General features: G+C 66.6%; 12 protein-coding genes and 1 tRNA gene. 6 read left to right on the forward strand and 7 right to left on the reverse strand.

The annotated features are described in order from the left end of the window. The first annotated feature begins 290 nt into the window (after nt 1-290). The 3 genes from EPL00_RS03985 (at nt 291) to EPL00_RS03995 (ending at nt 2,479) form a co-directional block, all read left to right on the forward strand. Nucleotides 291-1,271, forward strand: a complete 981-nt coding sequence (locus EPL00_RS03985; protein WP_135851719.1) for a class I SAM-dependent methyltransferase — start codon at nt 291-293, stop codon at nt 1,269-1,271. Nucleotides 1,272-1,336: 65 nt separating this feature from the next. Continuing rightward, nucleotides 1,337-1,411 (forward strand) — tRNA-Thr (locus tag EPL00_RS03990). A 219-nt stretch (nt 1,412-1,630) separates the two neighbouring features. Then, nucleotides 1,631-2,479 carry a M55 family metallopeptidase gene (locus EPL00_RS03995; RefSeq protein ID WP_135851718.1) on the forward strand — a complete coding sequence of 283 codons (849 nt, stop codon included), beginning with the start codon at nt 1,631-1,633 and terminating at the stop codon, nt 2,477-2,479. Here EPL00_RS03995 and EPL00_RS04000 read toward each other — a convergent pair. The 3 genes from EPL00_RS04000 to EPL00_RS04010 all read right to left on the reverse strand — a co-directional run bounded on the left by EPL00_RS04000 (nt 2,476) and on the right by EPL00_RS04010 (nt 4,853). Further along, entirely contained in the window at nt 2,476-3,564 is a 1,089-nt protein-coding gene (locus tag EPL00_RS04000) for a saccharopine dehydrogenase family protein (protein WP_135851717.1), read from the reverse strand. The two genes, EPL00_RS03995 and EPL00_RS04000, sit on opposite strands and share 4 nt — an antisense overlap. Before the next feature lie 154 nt (nt 3,565-3,718). Then, entirely contained in the window at nt 3,719-4,381 is a 663-nt protein-coding gene (locus tag EPL00_RS04005; RefSeq protein ID WP_162224142.1) for a hypothetical protein, read from the reverse strand. A 157-nt stretch (nt 4,382-4,538) separates the two neighbouring features. Continuing rightward, nucleotides 4,539-4,853, reverse strand: a complete 315-nt coding sequence (locus EPL00_RS04010) for a zinc ribbon domain-containing protein (RefSeq protein WP_135851716.1) — start codon at nt 4,851-4,853, stop codon at nt 4,539-4,541. A 188-nt stretch (nt 4,854-5,041) separates the two neighbouring features. Here EPL00_RS04010 and EPL00_RS04015 point away from each other — a divergent pair, with 188 nt between their 5' ends. Continuing rightward, nucleotides 5,042-5,995, forward strand: coding sequence for a phytoene/squalene synthase family protein (locus tag EPL00_RS04015; RefSeq protein WP_135851715.1), 954 nt, complete (start codon nt 5,042-5,044; stop codon nt 5,993-5,995). A gap of 237 nt (nt 5,996-6,232) precedes the next feature. Here EPL00_RS04015 and purH read toward each other — a convergent pair whose 3' ends face one another. Continuing rightward, complete coding sequence (purH, locus tag EPL00_RS04020) at nt 6,233-7,858, reverse strand: bifunctional phosphoribosylaminoimidazolecarboxamide formyltransferase/IMP cyclohydrolase (protein ID WP_135851714.1); 1,626 nt, start codon at nt 7,856-7,858, stop codon at nt 6,233-6,235. Between the two features lie 405 nt (nt 7,859-8,263). Here purH and purB point away from each other — a divergent pair, with 405 nt between their 5' ends. Next, entirely contained in the window at nt 8,264-9,652 is a 1,389-nt protein-coding gene (purB, locus tag EPL00_RS04025; protein ID WP_135851713.1) for an adenylosuccinate lyase, read from the forward strand. Nucleotides 9,653-9,695: 43 nt separating this feature from the next. Beyond that, the gene (locus EPL00_RS04030; protein WP_135851712.1) at nt 9,696-10,136 is read left to right on the forward strand and encodes a hypothetical protein; all 441 of its coding nucleotides are present in this window, start codon (nt 9,696-9,698) and stop codon (nt 10,134-10,136) included. Between the two features lie 35 nt (nt 10,137-10,171). Here EPL00_RS04030 and EPL00_RS04035 read toward each other — a convergent pair whose 3' ends face one another. The 3 genes from EPL00_RS04035 to EPL00_RS04045 form a co-directional block, all read right to left on the reverse strand. Next, nucleotides 10,172-11,215, reverse strand: coding sequence for a hypothetical protein (locus tag EPL00_RS04035; RefSeq protein ID WP_135851711.1), 1,044 nt, complete (start codon nt 11,213-11,215; stop codon nt 10,172-10,174). A gap of 80 nt (nt 11,216-11,295) precedes the next feature. Then, nucleotides 11,296-11,529, reverse strand: a complete 234-nt coding sequence (locus EPL00_RS04040) for a hypothetical protein (protein WP_135851710.1) — start codon at nt 11,527-11,529, stop codon at nt 11,296-11,298. Between the two features lie 72 nt (nt 11,530-11,601). Next, nucleotides 11,602-12,750 carry a M20 family metallopeptidase gene (locus EPL00_RS04045; protein ID WP_135851709.1) on the reverse strand — a complete coding sequence of 383 codons (1,149 nt, stop codon included), beginning with the start codon at nt 12,748-12,750 and terminating at the stop codon, nt 11,602-11,604. Nucleotides 12,751-12,752: the final 2 nt, after the last annotated feature.

A 12,752-nucleotide genomic window follows, 5' to 3' on the forward strand; every position in this document is an offset into this window, starting at 1 on the left:
ACGCTCGTTCACCATCGTTCTGATTCTCTTTCCGATGATTTCTGTCTGCATCTGTCGAGAGGACCGTACTGTCCGGCGAATCGTGTTCTGTCGTTCAGAACTGTTTACCCCGAGAAGACGGGGGCTGTACGGTGAGTAATGCTATCACGGCGTGTGGTGCGCGCGGCCGAAAAATACCCATTTCCGGACGGTAATCGGGGATATCCGTGCCGCGGAGCGACGGTCGGTCCCTGTAGTTCGGACGGTCCTCGAAGCGTCACGCTTACCGGCCCCTGCGAGAACCGATAGGCATGGAAGTGCCGTGCGTCCGCGTCGAGCGTGATCGAGGCGAGGAGACCCGCCGCCGGTTGGCCGACGCGGGACTCCTCGCCGCCGAGTTCGAAATCGAAGTCGAAGACGGCTACCTCTATCTCCCGGTGACCGACGCCGAGGCGGTCCCCGAGGACGTGACGGTCGTCTCGCGCGCGGTCGGCGAGCGCGACACGCCCGACACCCCGGCGGACCTGCTGGGTTTCGAACCCACGTACGAGCGACTCGGCGACATCGTGATTCTCGACGAGGAGGACCCCGAGACCGCCCGCGAAATCGCCGAGGCCGTGATGGACTCGGACATCCCGGCGAGGACGGTGGTCAACCGCGCCTCGAAGGTGAAAGGCGAGTTGCGCGTCCGCGACTGGGAGGTGTTGGTCGGCGAGGGAACCGAGACCGTCCACCGGGAGTACGGCTGTGAGTACCTGCTGGACGTGGCCGAGGTGTACTTCTCGCCGCGACTCGCCACCGAACGCCACCGCGTCGCCGAGCAGGTGGAGTCGGGCGAGCATGCTTTCGACATGTTCGCCGGAGTCGGACCGTTCGTCGTCCCGTTCGCCGAGCGCGGCGCGGAAGTCGTCGGGGTTGACCTGAACGAGAAGGCCGTCGAGTACCTCCGGGAGAACGCTCGCCGGAACGACGTGGCCGAGCGCGTCACCGCGATTCAGGGAGACGTGAGGGAAGTCGCGCCCGACTACGAGGACTGGGCCGACCGCGTGGTGATGAACCTGCCCCACAGCGCCGATGAGTTCCTCGACGCGGCGGTCGAACTCGCGGGCGACGACTGCCTGCTTCACTACTACGACATCCAGCACGAGGAGGACCCCTTCGGCCCCGGCGAGGAGGCCATTCGCGCGGCGGCCGAACCGGAGTACGAGATCGAAGTCGAGACGCGCCACGTCGTCAGGTCGTACGCGCCCCACGAACTCAACGTCTGTCTCGACGTGCGACTGACTCGCTAACGGCGGGCGATTTCGGAAGTCTTAAGCACATTCTGGTGTCTACATTGGAGTGCGTACCGAAGCGCGCCGGTGTAGCTCAGACTGGCTAGAGCGATTCCTTCGTAAGGAATAGGCCGAGGGTTCAAATCCCTCCACCGGCTCTTTCTGCCGAACGAAGTGAGGCTGAAGAGCCTTCTGTGGCGGATTTGAACTAGACCGGTCGCAGTCCACGCAGGGAGCGAAGCGACCGAGTAGAACCGTCCGGGCGTCGTTCACAATCCCTCCACCGGCTTCCTTTTCGGCGAACTACACGACGAGTACTGAATCTCCTCACCCGGTTCGCGCCGAACGTTTTTATCGACGGTCCGAGAGGAGCGAGTATGCGAGTGTTCGTCTCCGCAGACATGGAGGGCGTCACGGGCGTCGCGGCCGCCGAGGACGTAGTTCGCGGCGAACCCGAGTACGACCGCGGCACGGAACTGCTCCACGGCGACGTGAACGCCGCGATAGAGGGGGCGGTCGCTGGCGGCGCGACCGAGATTCTGGTCAACGACTCGCACTCCTCTATGCGGAATCTGGACCGCGAGCGACTGGACGGCCGAGCGACGCTGATCCGCGGCAACACCAAGCCCCGGTCGATGATGCAGGGACTCGGGGACCACGACTGCGCGCTCTTGGTCGGCTACCACGCGAAGGCCGGGACGCCCGAGGCGGTTCTGAACCACACCTTCTTCGGCCACGAACTCCTCCGGCTTCGGGTCGGCGACGACGAGACCGGGGAACTCGGCTGGAACGCGCGACTCGCGGCCGCGGAGGGCGTGCCCGTCGGACTCGTCACCGGTGACGACGCGACGGTCGCCGAAGCCCGCGACGAACTCGGCGACGCGCCCGAGACCGTCGCCGTGAAGGAGGGTATCGACCGATTCACCGCGGCGTGTCGCCCGGCGAGCGAGACGGCCGACGAGATTCGGTCGGCGGCCCGGCGTGCGGTCGAACGCGCGGCGGAGGACGCGCTCGGGACCGCCGCGCTCGACGTGTCGTCGCCGACGCGAATCGAGGCCGACTGGGCGACGACCAACCTCGCGGCGCGCGCCGCGGGGTCCCCGAGCGTCGAGCGCGCGGGCGGGCGGACCACCGCCGTCGAGGCCGACTCGTACCCCGAGGCGTACGAGGAGACCGTCGCGATGCTCCGGGCGGGCGGCGCGGGCCGCGACGAGTTCTACGGTTAGGACTCGACGCTGACGCCCACGTCGGAGAACTCCGAAACGTCCTCGCGCTCCACGCCGTCGAACTCCAGCGCGAACTCCGGACCGAACGCCGACGCCGGGGTCTGGTAACCCGGTTCGACCTCGCCGGAGACGACGCGCCGGGCCGCTTCGACTGCGGTCTGAGCGGTCAGGTCGTAGGTGTCTGGCGTCCGCATTCTGGCCGCGAACCGGTTTCCGTCGTCGTCCTCGACCTCGCCCCAGACGCGGGCGGAACTCTGAGCGCGCTCCTCGGCGGTCGGTCCGGAGACGGTCGCGTCGATGATAGCCTTCAGGAGGCGCTGGACCGGTTTCGAGCCGAATATCGGAGCTAACGGCTCGGTCTTGGCCATCACGTCCGCGGCGAACTCCGGGACGGTGGCGTAGGTCTCGATGTTCTCGATACCGGTGGTGTAGTACGCCGACGACACGTCGCCCCACGGAATCGTCACCGCGCTCTTCGGTCCTTGCCCGAAGTCGAGGAGCCGCCGCTTCCACGCCGCGGGGACCGTCCGAATCTCGCCGTCCTGCCGGACCGCGCCCGGTCGGGTCAACCCCTCCACGATGGACTTGGCGGTGCCCGGCGAGAACGTCCCCATCCCGTCGATGGCGAGCGTGAGACTCGTCGCAGACGGGAGTTCGGTGGCGAGGTAGCCCGCGAGGCAGTCGGTCGGCACCACGTCGAACCCGACTGCCGGGAGGAGGGTCACGTCGGCCTCCTCGGCGTCGCGGTCGCGCTCGGCGAGTTGCTCCAGCACGTCGATTTCGCCCGTGATGTCGAGGTAGTCGGTCCCCGCCCGCAGACACGCCGAGGAGAGCGGGTCGGCGGTCTGCGAGAACGGTCCGGCGCAGTTCAGCACCGCCTCGAAGTCGGCGAGGGTTCGCTCTATCACTTCGGGGTGTTGGAGACTGAACACCCGATGGTCCAGTCCGAGGTCGGTGGCCTGCCGCTCGACCTTCTCGGCGGTTCGGCCCGCGAGGACCGGCGTCATCCCCTCGTCCACCGCGGTCTGGGCGACGAGCGCGCCGGTGTAGCCGTACGACCCGTAGATGAGTAGTTCGTCGGTCACGTTCGGAGTTGGACGGTGAGGCGTAAAACTCGCGGGGCCGACGCGCGCAAGAGACAGTTCTATCGTCGGTAGAAAAACGAGAATATTTGTCTAGAAAATATCCTCCTTGACAAACGCCGCGCTCCCGACGAGGAGTCGGGGTCGGTACCCGTCCTCAGTCGTCGCCCTCGGCCGCGTTCGCCTCGTCGGCGTCGTCCGCGGTGGCCGCCGCCGAGTCGTCGGTGTCCACGTCCCCGCTCGCGGACTCGTCGTCCGCGTCACTTTGGCTCTCGGCGGCGTCTTCCGCGTCGGTCTCCTCGACGGCGTCGGCCGCGTCGGTCGAGTCGGTCACGTCCCGCTGGTCCACGTCCCCGGTGTCCGTGTCGCGCTGGACCTCCGGAGCGGTGTCGGTCTCCTCGATGTCGGCGTCGGTAGTGTCCACGACCTCCTCGCCCGTGGCGTGGTCGGCGTCGCGTTCGCCCGGTTCGACGGCTTCGCCAACGTCAGGCGACGAGGAGGCGACCGCCGAGAGGTCGGACTCGCCGGGTCCGGTAGCCGTATCGGCTCCGCCGGACTCGTCGGTCCGGCGCTGTGCGAGTGCGACGCCGACCCAGAACAGGCCAGCGACCGCCTGCACGACGCCGCGCTTGCGCTCGCCATTCAGGAACGCCCGTCCGGCGGCGACCAGCGAGACGACGCCCGAAGCGGCCGCGAGGTTGCCCGACTCTGCCTGTCGGGCCAGCCTCGGTCCGGCCTCGTCGGCGAGCGACCCGAGGAGGCCTGCGAATCCGTTGCTACCCGCGTCTCTCGTCTCGGTGGTGGCGTCGGAAGAACTCACGTCCGAGTCGAAGGGAGCGACCCGGATAGGCGTGGTGGCGGGTCGTCGTAGAGATTATCGTAGAACTTCGGAGATTCATCGACCAGAATGAGGGTGCTGTCGCTCGGTTACGCTGGGATTCGTCACGAGAAACGATGACTTGCGACGACAATCCCTCTCAGTTTATCTTCTCCCCACAGCTCTTGCACTGGACCTGCTTCTTGCCGGTCGGCGAGCGCGACACCCGCAACGCTCCGCCGGTGTTGCACTCCGGGCAGACGCTGTTGCCCGTCTCGGCGGCCTGCTGGCGGGCCATCCACGCGACCGTGCGTTCGAGTTGCGCCACTCGGTCGGTCAGTGCCGCGACAGTGGCCCGTAGCTCCTCGACGGTGGCGTCGCTTCCGGCGGACTCCTCTGTCGGGGGTTCGTCGGTCGTGGACGGTTCGTCGGTCGAAGCGGCGTCGTCTGTCGTGTGGGAGTCTGAGTTCGTCATGGAAATCGTCGAGTTCCGGTATCGAGAGGCTTGTTAACACGAAACATTTTCCAACGATAAAAAAGGTCCGCCGACTTCGGTCGGTCACGGAGTTTCCCAACGCCAAGAATTAACTCGGGCGAATCCTTAGACAGGATGCTGCGGGGCCGCTGCTGTTCGGCCGGACTCTGCACAACACAGGAGACAGAATGGTCACCGACCGACAACTCCGACGAAGTAAGACGATTCAGCAGCGAACCGGCAGAACCTTCCACTTCGCGACGCGGCTACTACCGAAGCGAATTCGTCAGCCGACCTACGTCCTCTACGCGTTCTTCCGTGTGGCCGACGAGGTCGTGGACGGCGCGACGGACCTGCCCCCCGACGAACAACGCGAGCGACTCGAACGACTCCGGGCGGAGGCGCTGGGCCGGAAAGAGACCGACGACGACGTTCTCGCCGCCTTCCAAGAAGTCAGCGACGAGCGCGGGATTCCCGACGAGGAGATAGACATCTTCATCGACGCGATGCTCTCGGACATCGAGAAGCGTCGCTGGGAGTCCTACGACGAGCTGGAGGAGTACATGCGCGGGTCGGCCGCCGCGGTCGGTGTGATGATGAACGCCGTAATCGGCGTCGAGGAACCCGAACGAGCGAAACCGCACGCGGTCGCGCTCGGCGAGGCGTTCCAGTTGACGAACTTCCTGCGCGACGTGCGCGAGGACATCGAAGACCACGACCGCATCTACCTGCCCGGCGACACCCGCGAGCGACACGGCGTCACGGAGGCCGACGTTCGGCGTTGCAACCCGACCGACGGCTTCCGGGCCGCGATGGCCGACGAGTTGCGGCGCGCCGAGCGAAAGTACCGCGAGGGCGTCGCGGGCATCGAGTACTTGCCCGAGGACTGCCAGTTCGCGGTGCTGTACGCCGCGGTCCTCTACGCCGAGCATCACCGCCTCATCCGGGCGCTGGACTACGACGTGTTCTCGTCGCCGCCCGAGGTCGGGGCGTTCCGCGCGGCGTGGCTCTGGGCCAAGACGCGGTGGCACTGGCAGAAGTCCAAGGACCCGGTAACGGTGTTCCGGGCGGTCAGCGCCATCCCGGAGGCCGAGAGCGGCCACGCGAACCACCAACACGACTGGACACCGCAGGCCGACTGACTCGGCCGAGGCGTCCCGTTTTCCGACAGAAAGAGACTGCGTAGCGCGCGCTCAGTCGTGCCGGAAACACCGTCAGAGGCAAGCTCTGAAGAGCCTCACCTCGCTTCGCTCGGTGAGACACCGGAAGACAAACCGCGTCTTCCGAACTGTAGACGACTCCTTCGCTTCGCTCAGTCGTGTCTAAAGCACCGTCAGAGGCAAGCTCTGACGAGCTTCAGACGACTCCTTCCCCGACGGTCAGTCGTGTCTGAAGCACCGCTGGCCGGTGAACACCATCGCCATGCCGTGTTCGTCGGCGGCCTCGATTACGTCGTCGTCGTTGACCGACCCGCCGGGCTGAATCACGGCCTCGATGCCCGCCTCGGCGGCCGCCTCGATGGCGTCCGGGAACGGGAAGAAGGCGTCGGAGGCCATCACGGCACCCTCGGCGGACTTGCCCTCGGCGTCCTTCTCGGCTTTCATCTTGGCTATCTCGACGGCGTCCACGCGCGAGACCTGCCCCGCGCCGACGCCGACCGTCTCGGTCCCGTCGGCGAACAGGATGGCGTTGGACTTGACGTGCTTGATGGTCTGCCACGCGAACAGCAGCGAGTCGAGTTGGTCGTCGGTCGGTTCGCGCTCGGTGACGACCTCCAACTCGTCGCGGGTCGGCGCTTGCAGGTCGCGCTCTTGGACGAGTCGGCCCCCGACCAAATCCTTCTCGGTGGTCGTCTCCGAGATGTCCGCGAAGTCCTCCTCGTCGCCGACATCGAGTACGCGTAGATTGTCCTTCTCGCGGAGGGTATCGAGGGCCGCGTCGGTGTAGCCCGGCGCGACGACGACCTCCTTGAACGAGTCGATTACCTGCTCGGCCGTGGCTTCGTCGCACTCGCGGTTCAGCGCGACGATGCCGCCGAACGCGCTCTTGGCGTCGGTCGAGAGGGCGTCGGCGTAGGCGTCCGCGAGCGTGTCGGCCGTGGCACAGCCCGCGGGGTTGGTGTGCTTGATGACCGCGGCGGCGGGCCGGTCGAACTCCTTGACCAGATTCAGCGCGGCGTCGGCGTCGTTGTAGTTGTTGTAGCCCATCCCCTTCGCGCCCTCGTTGCGTTGGGGCGCGTCCACGACGCTGGCCTCGTCGCAGGTCGCGTCGCCGTAGAGCGCGGCGTCCTGATGGGGGTTCTCGCCGTACCGGAGGTCGGCCGCGCGGTCGGCGGATTCGAGCTTCCGGGCCGGGAACTGGGCGTCTTCGTCGCCCTCGACGCGGACCTCGCCCTCCTCGGCGTCCACGTCGAGGAGACCCTCGGCGAACCACTTCACCGCTCGGGGGTAGGCCTTGAACTCGCCCTCGTAGAGGACGCGCTCTTTCAGGTCCTCCTCGTCGTCGCCCGCGTAGACCGGGACCGGCTCTTGGGTGACGATGGGTCCGGCGTCTACTTCGCTCTCCACGACCGCGCCCTCGTCGTCGGTGGCATCGGTGACGACGTGGACCGTGCAACCGGTGGCCTTCACGTTCGCGTCGAGGACCTGCCCGTGAGCGTCCATGCCGGGGAACGACGGGAGGAGCGAGGGGTGAACGTTCAGCGTCGTCGGCATCTCGTCCAAGAACGCGTCCGAGAGGATGCGCATGTAGCCGTCGAGGCACACGAGGTCGAAATCGTGGGGGTCGAGCGCGGCGACGACGCGCTCCTCGTGGTCGCGTCTGCTCTCGCCCTCCTCGCGGGCGACGACTTCGGTCGGAATCCCGCGCTCCTCGGCGTCGTCCAGCACGGGCGCGTCCGGGTCGTTGGTCAGGACGACGCCCAAGTCCGCGCCGCCGGGAGTACGGTCGGCGATGTGGAGCAGGTTTCGGCCGCGATTGCTGGCGAGTCCAGCGATTCGAGTCATGTTCGGACAACTACCTGCCTCGGCAAAAGGAGTTGCGGTCGAAGGCGGGGTAATAATGCACAGACATGGGTAGATATCTAGCATCTGCGCTTTATATCCGTGTATTCGACCACAAACTTGTATATTCTATGTCGTAGTACATCGGCTTCGGGGCCGTATCACTATTATTAGAAAAATTTAGAAAAATTAATCTGATTAGGGCAAGATTATTTCGCGGAGGTGAAACGCATGAGATTAATCAAGGCAGTCCCGTGTGCTGGCACTTGGGAGCCGCTGCTCTGCAGGCTGTAGAAACACAGCGACGCGGGTTCTCACGTCGGCGACCCACAACAGGATTGGGCGGACGAACGACTGGAAAATCGGTACACCGACATTCTTTTAGCGTTCGCTCGGCCACCTCTCGGCATGAACTCGCTCTACGCCGTATCGCCGCTGGACGGCCGGTACGCCGGTCGGACCGAGGCTTTGCGCGAGTACGCTAGCGAGGCCGCGCTGATGCGTGCCCGCGTGCAAGTCGAAGTCGAGTACCTCATCGCGCTGGCGGACCTCGACGCGACGCCGCTCGAAATCCGCGACGACCACCGCGAGTACCTCCGGGTCCTCTACGAGGAGTTCGACGAATCGGACGCCGAACTCGTCAAGCAGATAGAGACCGAGGGGTACGGCGACTACGCGGCGACCAACCACGACGTGAAGGCCGTCGAGTACTTCGTCCGCGAGCGCGTCGGCGACCCGGAGCTGTCCCACGTTATCCCGTGGATTCACTTCGCGCTGACCAGCGAGGACGTGAACAACCTCGCCCACCGACTGCTGGTGAAGGGCGCGGTCGAGAACGTCCTCCTGCCGAAACTCCAGTTGGTTCGGGGCCTCCTCGCGGACCTCGCCCGCGAACACCGGGACGTGCCGATGCTCGCGCGCACCCACGGCCAGCCCGCGACTCCGACCACCTTCGGCAAGGAGATGGCGGTCTTCGCCTCGCGGCTCGGCCGGGCCATCGGTCGCGTGAAGGACGCCCGCGACGGGCTACAGGGCAAACTGGCTGGCGCGTCGGGCACTTACGCGGCCCACGTCGCGGCCTACCCCGACGTGGACTGGCCCGCGTTCGCCCGCGAGTTCGTGGACGGATTGGGACTCGAACAGGCTCCGCTGACCACGCAGGTCAACCCCTGCGACGACCTCGCGGAACTGTTCGACGCCCTGCGAGGAGCGAACAACGTCCTGCTCGACCTCGACCGCGACGCGTGGCGCTACGTCAGCGACCGGTATCTCGGACAGGAGGCGACCGAGGGCGAGACCGGCTCCTCGACCATGCCCCACAAGGTCAACCCCATCGACTTCGAGAACAGCGAGGGCAACCTCTCGAAGGCCAACGCGGACCTCGTGTTTCTGGGCGACTACGTGACCTCCTCGCGGCTCCAGCGGGACCTCTCGGACTCCACCGTCAAGCGGAACATCGGCGCGGCGTTCGCCTACTGCCTGCTGGGCTACGTCAAGCTACAGGCCGGACTCCGCAAGGTCGTGCCCAACGAGGAGGTCATGCGCGACGACCTCGAAGCGACTCCCGAAATCATCGGCGAGGCGGTCCAGACTATCCTCCGGCGCGAGGGCCACTCCGACGCCTACGAGCGCGTCAAGGACCTCACCCGCGGCCGCCGGGTCACCTTGGAGGACTTCCACGACCTCTTCGAGGAGCTAGACGTGGACGAGGACACCCGCGAGGAGTTGCTGGGCCTGACGCCCGCGGGGTACACGGGCGTCGCCAGCGGGATGGTCGCGTCGCTGAACGACGAGTAACGGGCGCAAAACTAATTTATACGAGCCGACACATCGGCGGGGTATGAGCGATACCCTCCACTTCGGGCTGTTCTTCGCGGGCATCTTCCTGTTGACCGCCGCGATGGTCGTCGGCGTCGGCGCGTTCGAGTACGAGGTCGCGTCGCTCGGCACGACCGACGCGATCCCGGAGGACACCGAATCGCTGGTCGCCTACGACGACCTCTCGGTGCGCGACCAGCGGACCGTCGAGCGCGCCATCGCGGGCGAGCAAATCGTCGTCAGAGACCCGAACGAACTGCCGGGACCGCGCAAGACGAAGGGAAAGTTGGCGGTCGAGCGCGGCGGCGAGACGTACCTTCTTACCCGCCGCGTGTTCTTCAACTGGCGGACCGAGTTCGGCGCGAGCGCGGTGGCGATGGCGCTCGCGGGGCTGGCCGCCGTCAGCGAAGGGGTCCGGCGACACCACTTCCCTCACCGGACCGTCGCGTGGACGCGGCGGTGAGCGTGGCGACCGATGGTTGCGCCCCGTGAGGTCGCTCAGTAGTTGACCTTGACGTGGAAGGTGTGCTTGAGCGCGTGGGAGTCGGGAGTCCAGCCGCCCTCGTAGAAGGTACCCTTCGAGATGAGGTCCATCAACTGGTACTGGCCGCTTCCGGTGGCCTCTTGGTCTATCCAGCAGGAGCTACCGGGCTTCATGCCGTTGGTGTACTGGCGGGCGTCGCTGGTGTTGAACTCCTCGTTCCACGTCGCGTAGTTGCCGCTCGGACTCGACTCGTCCGTGGTCGTGACCGCGGGTTGGGTGTAGCTCCAGCCGAGGTTCACGCCGCTCGTACCGACCGAGACGTTGATGCTCTGGCTCCCGTCGTGGGTGCCGAGCGGGTCGTACTCGTTGAGGTCGGCGCTGCCCATGTCGTTTTTGCTCCAGTCGTGTTTCGGTTCGCCCACGTCGTTCTCCCAGCCCGACCCGTACTTCTGCGTGCCGGGTTCCATCACGAAGAAGTGCTTGACGGCGTAGGCGTCCTGCGTCGGGTCGCCGTCGCTGTCCAACTGCTTCAAATCGAGATTGTTCGTGACACAGCCGTAGGGGTCCGAGCAGAAGTCGGCCTCGTCGTGGAGGACGTTGCTCCACGACTTGCTCTGGGTCGTAGCTTCGTCGGTCGTCGCGGCCGACGTGCGGTCGAAGGCCGTCGCGCGCTCGGCGGCCTTCCCGTGGAGTCTCGCGGCCGAACCGGCGTCGCCCGCGATACCGGTGTACTGGCGGGGCACGCCGTTCGCGTCTATCTTGTACGAATACGCGACGATGGTTCCGTCTTCGGGGTCGGGGTCCGAGACCACGGGCGTCACGTCGAGGTCCCCGCCGCGGGCGTTGTACTCCGCGCGGGCCGACCGGCGAATCTCGGCGATGCGGTCGGCCGAGATGCCGTTCGAGAAGTCGGCCTCGGCGACGTGGGCGTCGCTCTCGGGCGGGCCGCGGGCGGCCGCGCCGCTCGCGGTGACTGCCGCGCCGCTCAGCGCGACGCCGGTCGCGCGTAGGAACGTTCGACGGTCGGTGCGGTTCGAGTGAGAGGAGTCGTCTGTCATGCGACGAAATAAATTCCACACCGACTAAACTTATAATTAACTACTAGCGTTGTTGTTAGATTAAGTCGCGCGACGAGCAGTCAGGGGAGGAGAAAACCCAACACGTCGAGGAGCGTCTGTCTCGCGCGTTCGCTCGACAACCGAACTGCGACCGCCGTGACGACGAACGTGACGAGACCGGACGCCAGCGACGACGCGACCCGCGAGGAGGTCGGTTCGGTCAGATACCACGTCGCCGCCGTCGCGGCGGCGAACCCCGTCAGAAACAGCCACTCTCGGCTCGTGTAGCCGACTATTTGGCTCTCGTTTGTCACGTTTCCCCGTCGCGCCCGACTGGGCGTAAACCTTCTCACGTCGTCGCTCGCCGCCCGTCGCTCTACCGACGGCTACGACAGGAGCGCCGCCAGCGTCTCCTCGATGGCCTCGCCCGCGCGCTCGACTTCGGCGACCCGGACGTACTCCCGAGGAGCGTGGGCGACCGCGCCCTCGTCGTCGGCGAGCGAACCCGGTCCAAACACGACCGTCGGCGCGAGGTCCGCGAAGTACGACGCTTCGGTCGCGGCACCGAACGGCCGGACCGTCCCGCCGCTGGCCTCCCGGAGCGTCCGCGCCACCTCGGCGTCGGCGGGCGTCTCGAACGCCGCCAGAAACGGCGTGTCGCGCTCGGCCAGCGCCACCTCGACGGACACCCCGTCCGGCGCCTGCGCCCGGAGGTGGGTTTCCAGCGCCGACCGGAACCCCTCGGCGGTCTCGGGCGGGATACTCCGGCGGTCCACGACGAACGAACACTCGGCGGGCACCTGATTCGTGGCGGTGCCGCCCTCGATTGTCGTCGGCGTCAGCGTCGAGTCGCCGAGCGCGTCGCTCGCGTCCGGGCGGTCCTCGCGGTCGTCGAAGGAGTCGAGCGCCGAGAGCAGATCGCCCGCGGCGCGGACCGCGTTGACGCCCGACTCGGGTTCCGCGGCGTGGGCGTTCGCGCCCCGGACCGTGACCGTCGCCTGAAATCGACCCTTGGCGGCGTTGCACACGTCCAGTTCCGTGGGTTCGCCGACGATGACGGCGTCGGGTTCCGGGTCGAAGTTCAGGGCGGCCGCGCCGGTCGAGGCGGTCTCCTCGTCGGGCGTGACCGCCAACGTCACCCGCCCGCGCTCGACCTCGACGCGCAAGAACGCCGCGACCATCGCCGCGAGCGGTCCCTTCGCGTCGCAGGACCCCCGCCCGCGAATCGTCTCGTCGTCTCGGGAGTACTCGATGTGAGGCGGTACGGTGTCGATGTGGGTGTTCAGGACGACGTGTGGTCCTTCTCGCCCCGAATCGCGGACTGCGAGCGTGTTCCCGGCGTCGTCCACCGAGACATCCACCTCGGGGTCGGTTTCGGAGTCCGGGTCAGCGTCGCCGTCGGAATCGGTATCGGGGTCGGGGTCGCTCCCCGCGGATTCGAGGGTCTCGACCAGTAGGTTTCGCATCTCGGCTACGTCCTCGTGTGAGGGTGTCTGTACTGCCGCTTCGAGGAAGTCGATTGGGTCGAATGTCATGA

Source organism: Halorussus salinus, from assembly GCF_004765815.2.
Lineage (GTDB): Archaea > Halobacteriota > Halobacteria > Halobacteriales > Haladaptataceae > Halorussus > Halorussus salinus.